Raw genomic sequence first — 20,994 nt, 5'->3', positions numbered from 1 at the left:
GTATTAATAAGCTAATAAACTTTAAATATCAGAAATCTTATTAATTAATTTAATATGGCATCTAGAGAAGAGTTAAGAAGGCAAGAATTAGAAAAATTATCTGAATGGGCTCAACAATACGAAGAAGTAAAACAAAGAGAAAGCAAAAGACCCATGTTATTAAAGGTGTTTTATAGTGAAGATTACAAAATGCTAGCCTTAAAGAACGTATTATTTGCTATATTTTGGTTATTTGTAGGTGGAGCATTTGCACTGTTTTTAAGAACGCAAGCTGGACTTACATCAACTGGAGCTCCAGTAATAGTATCTCCCCAATATTATTTTCAAGCAATGACAAACCATGTTATGGATATGATATTTGGCGCAGTATTTTCTACAGTATTTGCAGTTTCTTTTTACGTTATACCAGCACTTAATGGATCTAGACTAATAAAATGGCCTAAGATAGCTAATGCTGGATTGTGGATAGCAACTATAGGATTATTTATGATGAATCTAGGAGGAGTTCAAAATCAGTACTTATTTACGTTCTTGAATCCGTTAAAAGCTTCTCCTACGTGGTATATAGGCTATGCTGTTATGGTAATAGGTGAATGGATGGAGATGGCGTCAGTATTAGGGACGTCTTTCCTAGGCAGAATACAAGGAAGATTAGTTCCTACAGCAATAGGATTCATAGTAATGGATATGATAATGATGGCATTAGCTAACATATCAGTTTTTATTGATGTAATATGGAGCTTGTTATCTCCTATCGGAGGAATAGGACTATATATTTTCGGAGTGCCAAACGCAGAAGTATGGAAAGGATTATTCTGGTTTGCGGATCATCCATTAGTATATTTTGCTCCTTATACATTAACAGGAGCAATAATAGCAATAATTCCACTATATGCGAAAAGGCCTATGTATAGTGTAAGGTTTACTAGATGGTTAATTCCAGTACTTTTCGTATTAGGTGCTAGCGTATACGTTCATCATTTAGTGGACGATCCATGGCCATTAGTTCTAAGAGATATATTCGCACAGACTTCAACTGCATTAATAGCAATTCCATTTGCGGCGTTATGGTTATTGTTCTTCATTACTCTGGGAGATCCAAGAAAGTTAAAGTGGGATGTAGGATTAGCATTTATATTTGCTGCAGCAGTATGGAATATAATAGGCGGAATTCAAGCTGAACCTACTCAGCCAACTCCAAGCGTAGATCCAACTGTACATAATACTTTGTGGTTGCCTAGTCACTTCCATATAATGCTAGCATTATATTCAGTAGGAGGTTTATTAGGCGTATTATATGTAGTAGGTCCAGATTTATGGGGTAAGAAATGGTATAGTGAAAGATTAGGTTGGTTACATTTCTGGGGATGGCAAGCAGGAATGGGATTATTAGTAACTGCGTTTGCTATAGGCGGATTCTATGGCGCTATAAGGAGAGAAGTAGCATGGCCAGCATTCTACGAGGTCTATTATCAGTTAGCAATGATCGGAGGTTGGTTAGCAGGATTTGCTACTATAATATTTGCGTACAATCTAATATTGACGCTATTATATGGAGAAAAAGTTAAAGAAACAGACATACCACTCTGGGCTGTTCAAACTATTGCTCTAGAAAGGCTAGGAATGAGAAGGGAAGGATACAAAGAAGAAGAAATGCCAATAGCTTTACCTGCTGACGGAATGATAAAAATAATTACTGAGAACAATGGCGGAATTAGGGTAGCAGAGAAGCAAAGGGAAATTGAAGCCTCTGGAGGAAAGAGCATGAGTAGTATAAAAGTTAATGATAGCAGTTTAAAGAAATTAGAACCTAATAATCTCAAGAAATAGAGAATCTAAAGTCAACTACTTTAAAAGATGTAAAAAGTTTTATATAAAATAAATATATTTTTTCCTTATTACACCATCACAATAGTTTTTTAAAAGAAAATCTAAAAACCTATGTTATCACTAATAATAATCATGGAAAAGGATCTGCACTTTGCAAACATTTACAGTAATAGAAAAATAAAACAGAGATATCTTGCATTAGCTAACTCTTCGCTTATGAAAGAGTATAATATACTACCTGGTGATACTATAATAATATATGGAGATAAGTTTGCTCCTTTCTTAGTCCAAGAAAATAGGGATAATGAAGGTGGAATTGTTGTATCTGAAGAAGATATGAGGTGGCTTAGTGTTAGAGATGGTGAAAAAGTAATTTTTAGAAAAGTAGATGCAATTTCTTTAGATAGTATTACATTATCTCCCACAACACAGAAACAATTTGATGTAAGGAAAATAAGTATAGATCTGAGAGGAAAACCAGTTATGCGAAGATTACCTATTTACACAAAAGACGGTGAATTTGTAGTTGTCGCGTTTTCTCCTCAAGGAGAAGTAGGTTTAGTTACAGGAGACACAGTTATAAATATTGCGTCTTCGTCGGTTAAGATTGCTCAAAAAGATATTCCATACGTAACTTTGGAAGATGTGGGTGGTTTAACAGAGCAGATACAAACTCTTTTAGAAATAGCAGAGATTTCTCTTTTAAAACCAGAAATACCTAGACTATTTGGTTTAAGGCCACCAAAAGGAGTTTTGCTTTATGGTCCTCCAGGTACTGGTAAGACATTACTAGCTAAGGCTATAGCAAACTCTACAATGGCTAATTTCTTTTATATAAGTGGACCTGAAGTAGCATCAAAATATTATGGTGAGAGCGAAAAAAGATTAAGAGAAATCTTTGAACAAGCTGCAAAAGATTATCCATCAATTATATTTATAGATGAAATAGATGCAATAGCACCAAGCAGAGATGCAGCATCATCAGAAGCTGACAGAAGAATAGTTGCTCAATTACTTACTCTTATGGATGGTGTTTCATCAAGAAGTGGTATTTTAGTTATAGGCGCTACTAATAGACCTAATGCAATAGATCCTGCTTTAAGAAGACCTGGTAGATTTGATAGGGAAATTGAAATTCCAGTACCAGGTAAAAAAGAAAGATTAGATATTTTAAAAATTCACACTAGGAGACTAAAACTAGATAACGACGTTAGTCTAGAAAAGTTAGCTGAAATAACACATGGATTTGTTGGGGCTGATTTAGAAGCCCTAGTTAGGGAGGCTGTAATGAATGCGTTAAAGAGAGTAAAGAATTACGAAGATGTTATAGTAACTCAATCAGATTTTATTGATGCTATGAAAAGAGTTCAACCATCTGGATTAAGAGAATTTAGGGTAGAAATACCTAATACAACATGGGAAGATATAATTGGGTTAGATGATATCAAATTAGAGTTAAAGGAAGTTGTAGAATGGCCTCTAAAAAATCCTAGTTTATATGAGTACATGAATGCAGAAGTTCCTAGTGGAATACTGCTTTATGGTCCTCCAGGTACTGGTAAGACAATGTTAGCTAGGGCAGTTGCTCACGAAAGTGGAGCTAATTTCATTGCTGTTAATGGGCCCGAACTATTAAATATGTGGGTTGGAGAGAGTGAGAGAGCAGTAAGAGAAGTATTTAAGAAAGCTAGGCAAGCATCACCTACGATAGTATTCTTTGATGAAATAGATTCTTTAGCAGTAGCTAGAGGGAGTGATCCAAATAAAGTTACAGAAAGGATAGTGAGTCAGCTACTAACTGAAATGGATGGGATAAGCAAAAGAAATGAAAGAGTTATTAGTATAGCAGCAACAAATAGGCCTGATATACTAGATCCAGCACTTTTGAGGCCAGGAAGATTAGAAAAAATAATTTATGTTCCTCCACCAGATTTTAATGGTAGAAAAGCAATTTTTGTCAATTTAATATCTAAGCATCCGCATGAAGAAGAGATAGATTATAATTATATAGCAAAAATTACAGAATTTTATACTCCAGCAGACATAAAGGGTGTAGTAAATAGAGCTGTTCTTCTGGCTATAAGGAAAGGTATGATTTCGAATCAAAAACCTAAATTAACCCAAGACGATATTGTAGCATCTATAAACTTTATAAGACCTACCCTGAATGCTTCTACGCTCTCTTATTATCAGCATTTTACAGACAGGATAAGACAAAGTGGCGGTGGATATGCTTGAAGTATACGCTGTTTTTGGGTTATTAGCGTTTTCACTAACACTTGCCGGAATTATGACGTTAGTCATGTTAGGAGTTGCAGAAAATGATATTGTAGATTCATTAAATATAGATTTTATATCAAGAATAGAATTAAGATTAATATTTATATTAACATTATATTCTATATTTGCAGGAGTTCTAGAGGCATTTGTACTTAATCCCTTTGGAATAGTTTTAAGTTTAGAGTCTATTCCATATTTAATTGTAATATTCGCAGGAAAGATTAGGTGATAAAATGACATCTGAAGGATTTAGAAGTTTGGTATATAGTGTAGAAATAGTGTTTATATTTGTCTTTCTATATTTATTTGACATTTTATATATAAAGAATGGTATTTTGTTTTATCTTATTTTAATATTAGGTGTAGGAATTTCTATGTATTTAGGATATCTTCTAGCAAAAAGCGTATCAAAATATTTTAATTATTGAATAATATCTTTCAATGTAACTATTAGATATGATGTATTATAGTTCTATAATTTTATAGATATAGTACATATTGCTTCTCATGAATTTACTTACGATATAAAATGAATTTTGTTGATAATTTTTCAAAATTCTACTAAAAATATTGAAAAATTCTATGTTAAAAATATTAAGAAATTTAAACTATATAAATATACCTTATAAATATTTTGGTACTATAAGTAACGACTTATTAGCGAAGACATAGAACTTACGCTAAAAATTTTTTACTGATATTAAAATACTGCTAAATTATTATGACGGTGTCATTTTATGTAAACACTTATCGTTAATTTTACATAATTCTGATTTAGACTTAAAAAGTTATAAAGTTTGTTAATATCTTAATTTTCAAAATATGAGTCACTGTATGATTATCGTGTTGGTTCTATTTTAGAGCGAGTATTGACTTGTATCAAACTTTCTTTAATAGTTTTCTTAGCTTCTTAAGACTCAATCTATTTTCCTTGTAATTTAACTAGAATTTAATTTTGATATATTATTTCTTTTTAGAGATTCCATCACATTATCTAGGGATTTAAATGATTTAATATCTTTAATGTTACTTGATGATAGTCTATATAATTTTGATTTTATAATTATAATGTTTACTTAATTTAAATTTATAATTATCATTATATAGTTATACTTATAAATAAGTGTTTTAACAGTATAATATGGAGTACATAAATATGGTTAAATATATACATATATATATAAATGTGGTGATATAATGGAAAAGGGGAAATATAAAATTACTCAAAAAGTGAAAAATTATGAAAGGCAGTTCAATTTTTATATTTTAATTTCTACTGTATGCTCTGGTATATATACATGGATATCAATGGTCTTTAAGGAAACCTTAATGATAGAATCAGGAATACTATTATTTACTACATTAATTACAGTTTTGAGCGTAAATCTTGCCGTAGACTGGAAAGTAAAATCTCACAGTAATACATGGATATATGCTTCGCCTCCTAGCCATGTAATAGAAAAAAATCATCATAATGTTATAACAGAAAAATGTGAACATATACCTTCTCTTTTAAATTCCAAAAATCCTGTAAGTAAATTTATATCACAATTATTTAAAAAATCATGGGCTCATTTTGCAATAATTTTCCCTAGCTTTATTATATTTTATATAGTTATGATAACTGGATTAATAGGCAATCAGAAATTAGATGCCACTGAGATATCTTTAGTAAATTTTGCTACGGATATAAGTTGGCTATTTTGGTTTCCCCTATTATGGTTATTAACTTGGTTAGGTAATGGTAGAATGTGGTGCCAAACATGTCCTTTTAGCGGACAAGCGGAATGGATACATAGACTACACCCTTGGAAGAAAGTGAATAAAAAACTAGGTTTAAACATAAGATGGCCTATAAAGTATAGCACGATACTTTACTCTGCTATAGGATTTTCCATACTAACTTGGGTAGAAGAGTTTTATAATATTGGAGGACCAGGAGTGCCAGAGTTAACATCAGTAGTTTTAATTTACATTGCAGCATTAGAATTATTTATTAGCATATTATTTCAAGACAGAACATTTTGCAGAACATTGTGTCCACTTAGTGCACCTCTCGGTATAAATACTATGATATCACCAATAGGAACTTTTAGAACTAAAAATCCTGAAACATGCAAAAGATGTAATACTAAAGATTGTATGAAAGGAAACGAAAAAGCTCATGGTTGTCCATGGTTTGCATCACCAGGTAGTAGAGAGAATTCGCCTATGTGCGGATTAGCGTCAGACTGCTATAAAGCCTGCCCTTACGATAATATAGACTGGAATGTAAAAAGATTTCCATGGTTAGATGATATATTTACATCAAGAAAAAGATTTGACATAGCCTTATCTATTACGATATTATTAGGTGTAGTATTATTTCAATTCTTGAATGCTTTACCTTTCTACACAATGTTAGACTCTTGGTTAAATAATATTACTGGATGGAAAAATATAGCACAAATGCTAGTGCCTGGACTAGGAAAATTTGGATTCTCAACTTCTGGTTATCCCAATCCTTTAGATTACGTTATTCTAACCATGATTCCACTTCTAGTAATATTAATAATGGCGAAATTTGAAGAGAAGAAAGGAATTCCATTAAAATGGAGCTTTACATCGATTTCATATTCTTTAATACCAATATTTGCTGCTACGATATTAGCTAGAAACTTACCTAAATTCTTTGGAGGATCTTTATTATTACTAAATGAAATATTTAATCCAACTGGATATGGGACACATAATCAAGCAATATACAAGTCATTCTGGGGATCAATTCTACACTATTTAGGAAGTAATCCATTGAATGCTACAGCTGAATGGTGGGTATTACTACTGATGGAAGCCATAATAATCTTTGGAATATATCTTGGAATTAAGGCATCAAATATACTATCAGAGACAGATGGAATTAGCAAAAAATCATATTACATCGCAGTTATTAGTTTTGGAATAATTTTCATTTTAGTTACTTACTGGATGTCTTCACCAGCGTCTCCATCATTACCATTCTATAATCAATACTTAGGTAATCTGATATATAATCCATTCCAAGCAATGCCGCCTTTCTGAGGTTATTAAAATGGATCCAATAGTAATAATTGATTTAGATAGATGTGTAGGTTGCTATATGTGCCAAAAAGCATGTGCATTAGCTCAATGCATAGAAATAAATAGTGCTACTAGATTTGCAGAAGTAGTAAGACCAGAGGACTGTACGGGTTGTAAAGCATGCGAAAGAGCGTGCCCATATAATTGTATAATTGTATTGAGTGATGAAAATGAAGTACCTACGAGAGCTAAGATTACACTATCTAGAGTAAGAAGATTCATGAACAAAAGATTGATAACAATTAATCCTAATGCTTCTGTAAAAGAAGGAGCAGAAATAATGGTAAAAGAAAAAATAGGTTCGCTTATAATTCAAGGAAAGCCTATGATAGTTACTGAAACTGATTTATTAGAAGCATGGATTCATGGGAAAGAAAGAGAGCGAATAATTAATTTCGCAAAAAATGCCATTACAATAGATAGTAAAGAAACTGTAAATGATGCACTTCAGATTATGCTTGAATATAAAATAGGACATTTACCTGTCTATGAAAATGGAAAATTAGCAGGTGTATTATCAATTACAGATGTATTAAGATCGCTTTCTTCTACGTCATCTTTAGGTAATTCAGTTATTTCTGTAAATCCGAAAGAAAAAATAGGGAAATACTCATTAAAATCTCCAGTAATAGGTATAATAAAAATAATAGATGTGTATAAAATATTACTCTCAGAAAATTTGAAAGCGATAGTAGTAAAAGATATGGATAAAGTAGGTATAATTTCCATAAGAGATTTAACAAAATATTTGTCAGAAGGAAAATCAATAGAAGACAATATCGACCCTAGATGGATAAAACCTATATCAGCTAATGAAGAAATGTCTAAAGCGATAGCTTTAATGTCAGAGCATAATTTAAGGCATTTACCAGTAAACGATGATGGAGAACTTAAAATACTAAGTGTAAAAGAAATAACAAAGCATGCTATATGGGTAATATTAAACTATAATACATATATTTGAGGTAGTTTTCCTTTAGAATTATATATTTTTCTCATTTATAATAATATATATGGAGAAATTATAGATATTTCAAATTAATTACTAGATTAATATTGATAGTGGCGTAAGTATATATTAATTATCGAATACTGACATATGTCGAAATGATCTTTTGAAAATTCATAATATTATTCTTTACTATTATATTAGTCGATGATTATTTTTAAAATGTATCTATGTTATGAATACTTAAATATATGATTTATAAATAATAATACTCGTGGAGATAATTAAAGATAAGAAAATCATACTCAAACCAAATCTAGATAATTATGACAAGTTAAGGGAGGCGTTTAGTTGGAGTAATATAAGAGAGAAGTTAAAGTATAATAATTTAGTTAATTCTTCTAAGTTTGCAATAGCTGGAAAAGAAGGATTAGGTCTTATTTGGGTTAGCGAAAAAATGGAAGGAAAATTATTTTCTTTTCATGATTTAGAGGCTAAAGCTAAGACTTTTTCTTTAGTGCTAAGAGATAATGGTTTAAAGGAAGGTGATGTAGTAGTATTGATGTCTAAGAGAGTGCCTTCTCTTTATTTTTCTATGTTAGCAATTAATATGGCTGGAGGAGTAATTTTACCTATATTTACTTCCTTTGGAGAAGAAGCCATAAAGTATAGGGTTGAAAATAGTGGAGCTAAAATAGCTCTAATTCATGATGATTTAAAGTATAAGTTTAATAACATTAGCTCGATAAAAAAGATTATTTTATATGATGAAGGAATTCAAGGAGAAACTTCTAGAAGTGATATAGATTATACATATAGGGATATAAATGATCCTTTTCTTCTTCTTTATACTTCTGGAACTACAGGAAAGCCTAAAGGTATATGGCACTCTCAAGACTTATTGACTTTCTATTACGTATCTGGTCAGTATCATTTTGATATGCATTCTCAAGATATATTTTGGCATACTGGAGATCCAGCGTGGGTTGCAGGATTTGCAGGAGTTTGGACAGCATGGGTTAATTCAATTCCTATAGTTTCCTATGAGGGAAGATTTAATCCAGACATATGGTATTCTATAATAGAAAAATATAAAGTTAGTATAATATCCACTGCCCCTACTGCATTAAGATTACTAAAGAAAGAAGGGAAAACTTTAGCTAATAAGTATAATTTGTCATCAATAAGATTTATTCATGCAGGTGGTGAATACGTTGATCCAGATACAGTAAAATGGGGGTTAGAAGTATTCGGAGTCCCAGTTCACGATGCTTATGGTCAAACAGAAACTGGAACTTATGTAATAGCCAACTATATTTCTATGCCTATAAAAGTAGGATCAATGGGAAAGCCTTTACCTGGAGTTACAGCATATATTGTAGATGATAAAGGCAATATTTTACCACCTAATACTATAGGGAATATCGCATTAAAACCTGATTTTCCAGCTATGGCTAAGGGTATTTGGAATGATTCAGAAAGGTGGAAAAGCAACTTTAAGAATGGATTATATATAACAGGAGATCAAGGGTACATAGATGAAGATGGCTATTTCTGGTATATTGGTAGAGCAGACGATATTGTTAAGGTCTCAGGATATAGGGTTAGCCCAATTGAAATAGAAAGTATATTAAGTTTACATCCTGCTGTAGCTGAAGCTGCTGTCATAGGAATTGAAGATGAGCTAAGGGGATCAAAAATCAAAGCCTATGTAGTTTTAAAGGCTGGTTATTTTCCGACAGAAGAACTGAAGCAGGAATTGCAAAATTACGTAAAGGAAAAATTAGCTTCTCATGTTTATCCTAAGGAAATCGAATTCGTAGATCAACTTCCCCATACTTTAAGTGGTAAAATAATGAGAAGAGTATTAAGATCTGCCGAAAGCGGAAAAGATTTAGGCGATATTAGTACATTAGAGAATCCTGATTCAGTGAAAAAATAAAGGTATATCAGTATAAATCAAAGGGGGATACTGCATCTCCATATTGCTTCATATATTTTAGAAGTCTGTCCTTTTGTTTCTCTAGTTCTTCAATAACCTCTGTTGGAGTATCGGAGATTTGTGAATATATTAATTTTATACGATCTACTTTTTCTAAGTACTTTCTAAGTTTTATTGTGAATTGTTTTTCATATTCTTCTTTTTTATATTCCTTATTAAGTGTTTCTAGAAATAATTTTTCAAGGTCATCATATTTAGGTATAAATCCAATAGGAGTTAATAGTGCATCTAAATTGGATTCTACTCTTTCTATTGCCCATCTTATCCATACTTTTTTGTCTTCTTTCTTATTTAGAAATCCTTTTTCGTCTTTTAAGAAATAATTAAAGCCAAATATTTTAGGAGTTTTAGTAAGTTTTCTTCCAAATGCTATGTAATTTTTTAAATATATGCCGAGAGAAACTGGCATAAAGTCTAGAATAGCCATTGGATTGAATTCATATTCGTCACTCTTTCCTATTACTGCTGCTGTTCTAGCTGATTCCATTGATGCTCCTATAGTTATAATTCCATGATTCCATGAAAATGCTTCAATTACTGGAGGAGAAAGACTGTAGTCTTTTACTCCGAATATAATACCTTCTATTTCTACACCATTTGGATTATCATAATTCTCGTCCAAGTTTTCAAAAGCTGTAATAGGAGTTGTAAATCTAGCATTAGGATGAGAGGCAGGCTTTCCACTCTCTTTCGACCAGTATCCTTCATAGTTAATTCCACTATATGGTTTTTCAACTTCGCTTCCTTCCCAATACACGCTCTTATCTTCAGTCATTAATACGTTAGAAAAGATCACTTCACCTGGAGTATGAAGTACTTTCCAGATTATTGGATCGTCTCTTTGATTTATACCTTGTATAATTCCAAAAACTCCTATTTCTGGATTAACTGCTAATGCTTTTCCATTAAATTCTCTTATAAATGCTAAGTCATCACTAACTAATCTTCCTAACATGGATGTAGATGTCTTTCCTGATCCTGAAGGAAAAGATGCCGTAAAGTAATGTTTTCCTTTTTTTCCTTCAAATCCTATAATAGCCATATGTTCAGATAGCCATCCTTCTTTTACTGATTTCGTTATTGTTAGCCTTAGAGCTAGTTTCTTTAGTCCTACGCTGTTTCCAGCGTATGTGGTATTAATACTATATACTGTGTTATTTTCTCTGTCTATAATTATTCTTCTGTTTTTTATATCTAAATTTCCTTTTGAATGAATAAATTTAAGGAAAGAAGAGTTTTTATAAAAATCTTCAAAAGCATTTCTATATAGAATATTTTCACTATGAAGTACATAAGGAGAGTCTGTAATTTGAACAGCAAGTATTTGAAAAGGAGAATTTCTAGGTCCTAATGAGAAAAATCCTATATACATTTCTCTTCCTACCATACAGCCATTAAATAACTTGTATATATCTATCTCGTTTTCACTTTTGGTATTCACGTAAGGGATTGGAGAAGAGGAAAGTATAAAAGTATCATCTTTAGCTCTGGCTTGATCTAATGGATGATCAAAATGAATAGTATGACCTTCCGTTTTTAGTACTATTTCCTCTTCTGTTTCTATTGCTTTTTTCTTAACGTATTCTTTATCATCTTTATCCCCTATGGATATATAAACACTTTTTGGTTTACATAATTTTACTGTATTAATTATAAATTCATTTAATTCTGAATTATTAAGACTTTCAATTTCCTTTACTTTTTCCTTTTGGGATAGATCATTTAAAAAAAGTAAACTATGACTCATAATATATGTAAGATTTAAATAGTATAAATTTTTTGTGGTTTACTAACACATGTATTAAAATTTAATTGAATAATTTAGGTTAGTATTACATTTTTATATTGAATTAAATTATTAAAATTTAGATACATTATGCTTGCTGAGTATTTAATATGCCTTGGGTACTATTGTCTTAATAATTTAGGAATTTATAGAAATACTAAGATTATACATAATAGTTCTCTTTAAAGTAAGTTACCTAAAGGAAACTTAATCTTTAAAATTTATATATAAATTAAGACATATGGCTTTTGGATTATTTATATCTCATGGTTCTCCAAATATTTTAATTGAAAATAACAATTGGAAAGATGTATATAGAAATATAGGTAAAAGTATTATGGAAAAATTTAAGCCAGAAACTATTATAGTAGCAAGTCCACATTTTATATCATGGACTGGAACATATTATATAGAGCAAAGTGAAAAATTAGAATGTATACAAGACTACTATGGATTTCCTGACGAAACATATAAGTACTGTTATGATGCATTTAACGATGTTGAATTAGTAAATGAAATTATCAAGGAATCTGACGGTAAAATTAAAGGAGATACTAAATGGGGGTTAGATCATGGGGCTTGGATTCCACTTTATTATATGTTCCCTGATAATAAACCTAGAATTGTAACTATATCTATAACAGAAAATTCTGCAGAACAACACTATAAAATAGGAGAAATAATAAGAAAAGCAGTGGATAAAATAGGAAGAAATGCAATTTTTATTGCTACTGGATCACCTACTCATAGGCTAGATTTATTCTACTTTAAAATATTACCTAAACCTACAAAATTCGATATGATTTTAATAGATTTAATAAAATCAGGAAGATTCGATGAAATACTGCATATAAAAGAATTATATCCCAAAGAATATAAATCTGCGACACCGGAAGGTGATTTAAATACATTATATATGCTATTAGGTTACGTAAAACCTAAAAAAGCGGAACTTCTTAATTACGATACGCCTTGGGCTGGAGTGAGTATGATAGCGTCAGAATTTTACGATTAAATAATTAGTTTTATTGATTTTTTTAAAAAAAATTCTAAATTGAGTGACCAATGTATTATACTGGATATCTTATTTTAATATAAGATAGTATAATAATATCTGATTTTATTTACTGTTATTTATATCTTATTCCATAATTTTTGATTAACAATGTTTTTTGATTTTAAATCTACTAATAGAAAGTGATGAGGATAACATAACAGATAAATTAGCATAGTATGTTTCTAAATAAATTTTTAAATCTTTATAAAATAAGATAAGTATGGAAACAGAGTACTCTAATGGAAAAATAATTGTAAAGAAAGATGAGAATATTGCAGAAATAGTGCTTAATAGAGCGGAAAAATTAAATATCATATCTTTAGAAATGAGAAGAGATTTAGGTAAAATTTGTGAAGAATTGGATAATGATACTAACATAAGAGTAGTTATAATTAGGGGAGAAGGTGAAAAAGCGTTCAGCAGTGGAGGCGATGTAGGTGAATTTTTACAGACTTCTCCAAAAGATTTGATTGATTGGGGGAAATCAATCGAATGCATAGAAAATTTAAGCAAACCTACAATTTCAATTCTTCAAGGATATGTTTTAGGAGCTGGAACAGAAATAGCTTTAGCTACGGATATTAGAATAGCTTCTCCAAATGTTGAAATAGGTCTTCCAGAGATCAGATTAGGAATGGTGCCTGCTAGTGGAGGTTTAACTAAAATAGTAAAAGCATTAGGTCCACTAAGAGCTAAATATTATTTATTACTAGGGAAAAGGATAAAAGCTCAAGAAGCTTTAAATTTAGGTTTAATAAACGAATTATCAGAAAATCCATACGAAAGAGCTAAAGAAATAGCTAAAGACTTAATTTCATTATCTCCACTAGCAATTAAAGCAATGAAATATACTATAAATTTAATTCAAGATTCACCGACGTTAGTAGGTTATGATCTAGAGAGAAAAACGTTCGGTCTATTAAGATACTCAGATGATTTCAAAGAAGGAATACAATCGTTCTTAGATAAAAGGAAACCACAATTTACAGGAAAATGACATAAGAGATATATTTATTAAATAAGAGAAGTTATTTCATTATTCTTTTATATATAAAAATGTTCATTATTATTTATATTTTATTTCATTTTGGATTGAATGCGTCGATGATTATTCTATAGTAAATATTCTTTAATTCTTTTGCATTAAATAATTTTAAAAAAATAAACTTATACTATTTATTTTGTTTTAGTATGATAAAAGCTGAGGACTATCTCTATTTAGATTAGACTAAACTTATTATAGCCCATCTTTCCATTATGGAATTTCCCTGCTTAATGACATTAAACTTGCTAAGAATATTTTTCCATTCTTCTTGGCTAACATCTCTTTCGTCTTTTCCGAATAATCCTTTAGTAACGCTAATGTAAGCAATTCCTTTCTCTTTGTTCAAAACTCTGATTATCTCCTTTACTGCTCCCTCATGATCAACTAGGCAACATAAGACTAAGTTGGAAAAGATAAAATCTATAGAATTATCCTTAATGAAATTTAATTTCTGTGCTGGAGCTACAAAAGTTTTTATATTATTAATTGATAATTTTTTAATTTTTTCATTTAATCTATTTATAGCTCTTGGATCTGGGTCAACTGCATATACTATACCATTTTTAAGTATTTTACTTAAATCTATAGTAAAGAAGCCAGGTCCACAGCCTAGATCTAGTGCTATATAATTTTCTTTTAAATATCCTCTAAATCTTGATAAAATTTTTTCTCTAGATGAGAAAATTGATCTAAGAGGGTTATCAAGTACAACTGGATTAATATATCTATCTTTTGCCATTATTATTTGATACTGCTTCTTATGTAATTAACTTTTTAGTTATATGAAAAGAGTCTGTTAGAGACTTACTATTAAATTTTTAGAGAGCATATAATACTTACTTTAATAGTACTCCAAAAAATACATAATATATATTATAATATTTATTTTGAACTAAAAAAAGTTAATATGATAACGTTTTTAGCTTAAAAGTATTCTTTATGAAAATTGAGAAATATTTTAATGAAAAGATAAAATAGAGATATATAATATTATTTCATGCTATATTTGCTCTGGTTTAAAATTAAACAACCTCAAAGTATATCGCAAAAACAATTAATGGAAGTATGGAAAAAGGAAGCTGAGACAGCAATGCCTGCAGTGAAAGCAGGAAAAATAAAGGGATTATGGAAAGTAAGTGGTAAAAGGGAAGTTATAGCTATTCTTGATGCTAATTCTCACGAAGAAATTGATGAAACACTAGAAAATTTGCCGATAGTGAAAGAATTGGGTCATTCGGTAGATATTGATGTCTATCCAATACACCCATATGAGAATTTTTATGAATTAATAAAGAAACTTATAGAGTAAAAAATTAGGCTTTCTTAAATAATGGAAATTTGAGTTGATTATCTTTTTTATTATTAAATGTTACTATAACTTCATCATCTATATTTACTGCATCCAAGAAGTTAGTATACATTCTAAAGCCTTCTTTAAGCTGGACAATGCCATATATTACTTCTCCGGATTTATCGTTAAATTTTGTCACAGAGAATACTATTCCTCTTCCCTCGCTTACTTTTACTTCTAGACTGCTAGAACCACATTTTGGACAAAATTCCTTAGGATAGTAAAACGTAGTACCGCATTTCTTACATAGTATATATGGTAATTTTCCTTCATTAAAATACTCCTTATAAACTCTTATTATTTCGTCAATCATTTTTCTTCACCTAATACCATAGTTACAGCATGCCCTCTATTCCATCCTCCAATTCCATTTATTAAAATTCTGTTAGCATCTTTAACTTGATGTCCTTCAGCAATAGAATTTAATTGTAATAAAGCTTCTTCAAGTATAACCCCTCCACTCATGAATGCAGGTTGTCCCATATTTAAAGATCCACCTCCAGTATTTATTGGCACATCCCCTTGATACGTAATATCGTGACTTTCGACAAATTTTCCTCCTTCGCCTTTCTTGGCTAATCCTATGTCTTCAATTTCTAGTAGTACTGTAATAGTGAAGGAATCATACAATTCATAAGCGTCAATATTAGTCAATTCTACACCTTTACTGCTTTCTATTGTGGGAGTATATATAATATCAGAGTATTCAGTTGGCATTTGAGGCCAATGAGCCTCATTATAGAACAAAATATCTAGAGATCTAACGTCTGCTTTCCCATTCTTTTTACTCACTAAGAATACATGAAACCCATCAACAGGATATACTATTTCTAATAATCTTAATGGTTCACTAATCATTTTAGATTTTAATACGTCGTCTAATGTTAATGGATTTCTATACATTGCTTTCTTATTATCGATAGCATTTATTCTTTGTTTTACTGCTATTAGTGCTCTTTGTTCATCTGTACTACCAAAGAGTTTTTTGTGTCTGTTAGCTACTAATGCGTAATCTGTTACAGGATTAAGGTCATTGTAAATTCTAAAGATTTCATCAAATGGAGTTATGCTAACGTTAGGATAGAATTTATCTATACTATCTGCTGTTACTTTATTATCCCTCAAGAAAGATCCTTTACCACCTACTATGCATAATGCGTTGTTTATATCACCAGATTTTATCATTTTATAGGATCTATACAGCATTGTAAGAGCAGAGGGTCCTCCATAGTCTATTGTATCAATAATTTTTGGTTTTATACCTAGAAAAGATGAAATTTGAGATGACATGAAATGTAAATTCGATTTTCCGTCGAAAGTACCTGATAGATGAGTTAAAAAGAGGCCATCTATATCTTTTAATTCTAATAGAGATTTATCTAAAACATCGTTTACAGTTTTTCCTAATAAGTCAAATGTAGATCCTTCATACTTCTTAAATATATTACTTGCAAAATTAATGATCATTCTCTCACCATATATTTTTCTATATCTCCTCTTTAAGAGATATGCCTAATTCTGATTTACTTGATAGCAAAAATTCACCGTTTTCTAATCTTATCGTATTACAGGCTAGATTTTCTTCAATGCTTGAATGATACTTATTAGCTAGAGAGTATCTAGTGCCAACATCAGCTATCATTTCTAAATGCCCTCCTCATTATTTTTCCTGATGGAGTTTTAGGAATTTCGTTAACAAATCTTATTTCCTTAGGAACTTTATATGGTGCTAGATATTTCCTACAGAAAGTGATTATATCTTTTTTAATTTCTTCAGTATTATAATATCCATCTTTGAGTTTAACATATGCAACTACTGTTTCTCCTCTATACTCATCTGGAAGTCCTACTACCACAGCTTCATCAACTGCAGGATACATATAAAGAACCTCTTCCACTTCTCTAGGCATTATCTTAAATCCTGATGCATCAATTATTTCTTTCTTTCTGTCAATTATGTAAATCCATCCATCAATTATTTTTCCTAGATCTCCAGTAGGTAACCATCCATCTTTGAATTTGTCCATCTTCCAATAACCAGAAACTACTTGAGGTCCTTTTACAAAGACTTCTCCATCATCTCCTAATAAGATCTCCGTAGAATATACTGGAATTCCTGAACTTACTATTCCAGTTTCTGGATCCACAGGAAGTTTTCCATCATATGGATATGGCCATAAAGTAGCAGGCGATGTTGTTTCTGTTAATCCCCATGCCATATAAATCCAAGGACCAATTTTTTCTTTCCATTCTAGTTCTAAAGCTTTTGGCATAGGCATTCCACCAGACGACCATAATCTCATAGAACTAAGATCTTCATTATTGTATACATTTAACATTGCTCTATATGCAGTGGCTACGCTCATAGTTACGGTTGTTTTATTTTCTTCAACTACTTTAAGAGCTAATTTAGGTTCAAATCTAAATGTTGCGTTAATCTCAGATCCAGAATATATTGCAGTTGTTATATGAAATATCTGTCCTGTTACGTGAAAGAAAGGTGCAATACCAAGAACTTTATCTCCTTCTGAAAATTTGAACCATTTATTATATATTATGGACGAAGCAAAAATATTCTTATGAGTAATGGGAACTCCTTTAGGTTTTCCCGTAGTTCCTGATGTATACATTAGGAGAGCTAGATCTTCAGATGAAACTTTTTCTTCCTTTATTTTGTCCTTAGATCTGGAAAAATCTATTTCTTCTTTGCAATCTAGTATTTTCCATTTATCTTTTAATTCAGAAGGAATTTTGCTGAATGTTTCTGGATTAGTTCTAATTACTGGAACTTTATTGCTAACTATAGATTCGCAAGAAGCTATCATAAATTTAGGATTAGAATCAGAAATTAGATATTCTAGCTCTCTTTCTGAATAAGAAGGATTAACTGGCAATATTATACCACCTTTTTTCCATATTGCATATTCTAAAATGACGAATTGGGGAATGTTTTGCATCGAAAGAATTATGATATCTCCTTTCTCTATTTTTAACTGAGAAGATACATTATCTGTAAAAAAGAGTAAATCTTTGTATGTAATTTTTCTTCCAAAATAATTAATAGCAATATTCTCTGGATGCTTCTGTGCAGTGGATTTGAGAATTTCATATTGCGGTATTGGATTATTTACGTCTATAGTTTGTCCAATAACTCTATTCATAACGTTAATCCTCCAGTTACTTCTATTATATCTCCTGTCAAGTACGATGCTTCATCCGATACTAGAAATGCTATTAAGTTTGCTACATCTTCTGGGCTTCCAATTTTGCCTAATGGAATACGATCTATTATTATTTTTCTAATTTTTTCTGGTACTGATCTTGTCATTGGTGTATCTATAAATCCTGGAACTAATGCGTTTACAGTAATATTGTATTTTCCAAGTTCTCTAGCTAAAGTTTTAGTAAATCCTATAATACCAGCTTTTGCTGCTGAATAATTAGCTTGGCCAATATTTCCCATCCAGCTAGCAGATGACATATTAATTATCCTTCCCCAGTTGTATTTTATCATACCTTCAATTACCTGCTTTGTCATATTGAAAGTTCCATACAAGTGAACTTTAATTACTTGATCCCATTGTTCTGGTGTCATTTTAACGAAAAGCGCGTCTCTAATTATTCCTGCATTATTTACTAATATATCAACGTGATCTATACCTAGAATTTTTAATGCTTCTTCATAAAATTCTTTAGTAGAATTCCAATCTGATACATCTACGGTTAATCCAATTACTTTAGATTTAGATAAAGATTCTACTTCTTTAGCTTTTTCTCCAATATCTTTTATAATATCTCCCATTATTACAGTAATCCCTTTGTTTGCTAATTTTACTGAAGTTGCATAACCTATCCCACTACCTGCTCCGGTCACGATAGCTGTTCTCATTTTATTCACTTATTATAAATTTCAGCTATAAATAATATATTTGCTTTTAGTTTTCCAAAACTATTTTGGATAAAGTCGTTATTTAAAGAATGTTATATAAATTACGGTGTATAGTTTTATCTATGAAAAATTTGGCCGGAGTTTTACTTGATTATATTTCATCTCAAGTTGATGATGTTTTTGGAATACCTGGAACTCATGGATTAAGTCTATACGAAGAGTTAAGGAAAAAAGTTACTAACGGCAAGTTGAGGTATTTCATGCCTAGATTAGAATATGGGGGAACCATAATGGCAGATTATTATGCTAGAATCAAAAATAATGTAGGAATATTTTTCTCAGTAAATGGTCCAGGATTCACGAATTCTCTCACTGGAGTTGCTCAAGCTTATTCAGAAGGTTCTCCTTTAATTTTAATTTCTCTAAATAAGGAATTAAAATATAGAGATAAAAGGCAACTTCACGATATGGGTTATTTTGATGCTCAAATGGAAATAGCTAGACAGATAACTAAAGCTTCTTTTAGAATATATTCTCCTAATGACGTTCCGAATACGTTTGAAAAAGCTTTTAGAATAGCTCTAGAAGATAAGATGGGCCCAGTTTACATAGAAATACCTGTAGATTTATTAGATATAGAAGTAGGAGAAGAAAAAGAAGTAAAATTCAGTAAAATTAATAGATCTTTAATATATCCAACAGAGGATGAGGTTAAGGAAACTTTAGATTTCTTAAGTTCGTGCAATAAGCCTACTTTACTATTAGGTTATGGTGCTTCTAGGTCAAACATTGTAAATTATATAGAAAAACTAGGTTTACCGGTGATAACTACTATAAGAGGCAAGGGTGCTATTCCAGAAAATCATCCATTATTTATGGGTACGCTATTTGGTATGAAAGAAATACCGGGAGATTGTTTAATAGCTATTGGTACTTCATTTAACGATTTAGAAACTGGACGGTGGAGTATTAAACTACCAGAAAAAATATTACATGTAGATCCAGATATTTCTGTGTTTAACGTAGGTGAGCTTGGAATTAAAGCAAGTGCAGAGGCTTTTCTAAAGGAAATTACTGAGAAGTTAGAAAAGATAACATGGAGTACTTATCTAACTAAGAAGGAAGATGTTATATCATTAGATGAAAATGATAAGATTAGTCATGATTTCCTTGCTAGAGTTTTAGATTCTAATTTAGACCAAGACAGGATAGTTATATCAGATGCAGGTACAAATCAAGTCATGGCAATGGATATAAAGATTTATAAACCAAACTCTTATTTTAATTCCTTAATTTTTAATGCTATGGGCTCTGCTATTCCAGCAGGAATAGGTACTAAGATAGCTTCACCAGAAAGGCAAGTAGTCAGCATAATAGGAGATGCTGGATTTCAAGCTTGTTTTAATGAGTTGATAACTGCGGTAGAGAATAATATTGGTTTCTTAAGCGTTCTAGTAGAAGATGGAGTACAACATTTTCTAAGATTAAATCAGAAAATTAGGTATGGAAATACATTCTCTACCGATGTATATTCAGTAGATTATACAAAAATTGTAGATAGTATTGGAGTAAAAGCGTTTGAAGCTAAGACTAAAGATGAGTTAAAAGAAGTGATTGATGATGCAATAAAGTGGTCGCATAAGAAACCTACACTGTTAAGAGTTCATGTAGATCCTAATAGTATACCGTCAAGGTTAAGGAAATAG

Annotated in this window: 18 protein-coding genes; 11 read left to right on the top strand and 7 right to left on the bottom strand. The window is 30.8% G+C overall.

What is annotated here, in order from left to right:
• The first annotated feature begins 54 nt into the window (after positions 1–54).
• The 7 genes from B6F84_RS05565 to B6F84_RS05535 all read left to right on the top strand — a co-directional run bounded on the left by B6F84_RS05565 (position 55) and on the right by B6F84_RS05535 (position 10,100).
• A complete protein-coding gene (locus B6F84_RS05565) occupies positions 55–1,830 on the top strand; it encodes a cbb3-type cytochrome c oxidase subunit I (RefSeq protein ID WP_148691324.1) in 1,776 nt (591 codons plus the stop codon).
• Between the two features lie 132 nt (positions 1,831–1,962).
• Positions 1,963–4,068, top strand: a complete 2,106-nt coding sequence (locus tag B6F84_RS05560; protein ID WP_222703221.1) for an AAA family ATPase — start codon at positions 1,963–1,965, stop codon at positions 4,066–4,068.
• Positions 4,061–4,339 (top strand): hypothetical protein, encoded by a 279-nt coding sequence (locus B6F84_RS05555; RefSeq protein WP_148691322.1) that lies wholly within the window; start codon positions 4,061–4,063, stop codon positions 4,337–4,339. The genes B6F84_RS05560 and B6F84_RS05555 overlap by 8 nt, the downstream gene beginning before the upstream one ends.
• A 4-nt stretch (positions 4,340–4,343) precedes the next feature.
• Positions 4,344–4,538 carry a hypothetical protein gene (locus B6F84_RS05550; protein ID WP_148691321.1) on the top strand — a complete coding sequence of 65 codons (195 nt, stop codon included), beginning with the start codon at positions 4,344–4,346 and terminating at the stop codon, positions 4,536–4,538.
• A gap of 769 nt (positions 4,539–5,307) precedes the next feature.
• The gene (locus tag B6F84_RS05545; RefSeq protein ID WP_148691320.1) at positions 5,308–7,170 is read left to right on the top strand and encodes a 4Fe-4S binding protein; all 1,863 of its coding nucleotides are present in this window, start codon (positions 5,308–5,310) and stop codon (positions 7,168–7,170) included.
• Between the two features lie 10 nt (positions 7,171–7,180).
• Complete coding sequence (locus B6F84_RS05540) at positions 7,181–8,173, top strand: CBS domain-containing protein (RefSeq protein WP_148691319.1); 993 nt, start codon at positions 7,181–7,183, stop codon at positions 8,171–8,173.
• 253 nt (positions 8,174–8,426) lie between these two features.
• Positions 8,427–10,100: an AMP-binding protein gene (locus B6F84_RS05535; RefSeq protein WP_236749107.1), complete on the top strand. Its 1,674-nt coding sequence runs from the start codon at positions 8,427–8,429 to the stop codon at positions 10,098–10,100.
• A 7-nt stretch (positions 10,101–10,107) separates the two neighbouring features.
• On the opposite strand, the gene B6F84_RS05530 is transcribed toward B6F84_RS05535, so the two are convergent.
• A complete protein-coding gene (locus B6F84_RS05530) occupies positions 10,108–11,907 on the bottom strand; it encodes a phosphoenolpyruvate carboxykinase (GTP) (protein ID WP_148691317.1) in 1,800 nt (599 codons plus the stop codon).
• A 280-nt stretch (positions 11,908–12,187) separates the two neighbouring features.
• Between B6F84_RS05530 and B6F84_RS05525 the strand changes: the two genes are divergently transcribed.
• Both B6F84_RS05525 and B6F84_RS05520 read left to right on the top strand, forming a co-directional pair.
• Positions 12,188–12,961: a DODA-type extradiol aromatic ring-opening family dioxygenase gene (locus B6F84_RS05525; RefSeq protein WP_148691316.1), complete on the top strand. Its 774-nt coding sequence runs from the start codon at positions 12,188–12,190 to the stop codon at positions 12,959–12,961.
• A gap of 262 nt (positions 12,962–13,223) precedes the next feature.
• On the top strand, positions 13,224–14,000 hold the full coding sequence (locus tag B6F84_RS05520; protein WP_148691315.1) for an enoyl-CoA hydratase/isomerase family protein: 777 nt from the start codon (positions 13,224–13,226) through the stop codon (positions 13,998–14,000).
• 226 nt (positions 14,001–14,226) lie between these two features.
• Here B6F84_RS05520 and B6F84_RS05515 read toward each other — a convergent pair whose 3' ends face one another.
• Complete coding sequence (locus tag B6F84_RS05515; RefSeq protein ID WP_148691314.1) at positions 14,227–14,787, bottom strand: class I SAM-dependent methyltransferase; 561 nt, start codon at positions 14,785–14,787, stop codon at positions 14,227–14,229.
• Between the two features lie 258 nt (positions 14,788–15,045).
• On the opposite strand from B6F84_RS05515, the gene B6F84_RS05510 reads away from it, so the two are divergent.
• The gene (locus B6F84_RS05510) at positions 15,046–15,357 is read left to right on the top strand and encodes a muconolactone Delta-isomerase (RefSeq protein WP_148691313.1); all 312 of its coding nucleotides are present in this window, start codon (positions 15,046–15,048) and stop codon (positions 15,355–15,357) included.
• Positions 15,358–15,361: 4 nt separating this feature from the next.
• Here B6F84_RS05510 and B6F84_RS05505 read toward each other — a convergent pair whose 3' ends face one another.
• Genes B6F84_RS05505 through fabG form a run of 5 tightly spaced genes read right to left on the bottom strand, consistent with a single transcriptional unit; the run spans position 15,362 to position 19,288 of the window.
• Complete coding sequence (locus B6F84_RS05505) at positions 15,362–15,712, bottom strand: Zn-ribbon domain-containing OB-fold protein (RefSeq protein WP_148691312.1); 351 nt, start codon at positions 15,710–15,712, stop codon at positions 15,362–15,364.
• Entirely contained in the window at positions 15,709–16,866 is a 1,158-nt protein-coding gene (locus tag B6F84_RS05500) for a thiolase family protein (RefSeq protein ID WP_148691311.1), read from the bottom strand. The genes B6F84_RS05505 and B6F84_RS05500 overlap by 4 nt, the downstream gene beginning before the upstream one ends.
• Before the next feature lie 19 nt (positions 16,867–16,885).
• Positions 16,886–17,041 carry a hypothetical protein gene (locus tag B6F84_RS13835; protein WP_187152761.1) on the bottom strand — a complete coding sequence of 52 codons (156 nt, stop codon included), beginning with the start codon at positions 17,039–17,041 and terminating at the stop codon, positions 16,886–16,888.
• Positions 17,031–18,560 carry an AMP-binding protein gene (locus tag B6F84_RS05495; protein WP_148691310.1) on the bottom strand — a complete coding sequence of 510 codons (1,530 nt, stop codon included), beginning with the start codon at positions 18,558–18,560 and terminating at the stop codon, positions 17,031–17,033. The genes B6F84_RS13835 and B6F84_RS05495 overlap by 11 nt, the downstream gene beginning before the upstream one ends.
• Complete coding sequence (gene fabG / locus B6F84_RS05490; protein ID WP_148691309.1) at positions 18,557–19,288, bottom strand: 3-oxoacyl-ACP reductase FabG; 732 nt, start codon at positions 19,286–19,288, stop codon at positions 18,557–18,559. The genes B6F84_RS05495 and fabG overlap by 4 nt, the downstream gene beginning before the upstream one ends.
• A 122-nt stretch (positions 19,289–19,410) precedes the next feature.
• Here fabG and B6F84_RS05485 point away from each other — a divergent pair, with 122 nt between their 5' ends.
• Positions 19,411–20,994 (top strand): thiamine pyrophosphate-binding protein, encoded by a 1,584-nt coding sequence (locus tag B6F84_RS05485; protein WP_148691308.1) that lies wholly within the window; start codon positions 19,411–19,413, stop codon positions 20,992–20,994.

The organism is Acidianus manzaensis (assembly GCF_002116695.1).
Lineage (GTDB): Archaea > Thermoproteota > Thermoprotei_A > Sulfolobales > Sulfolobaceae > Acidianus > Acidianus manzaensis.
Note: the sequence above shows the minus strand (reverse complement) of the source record. Positions and strands in the feature narration are given on the sequence as shown.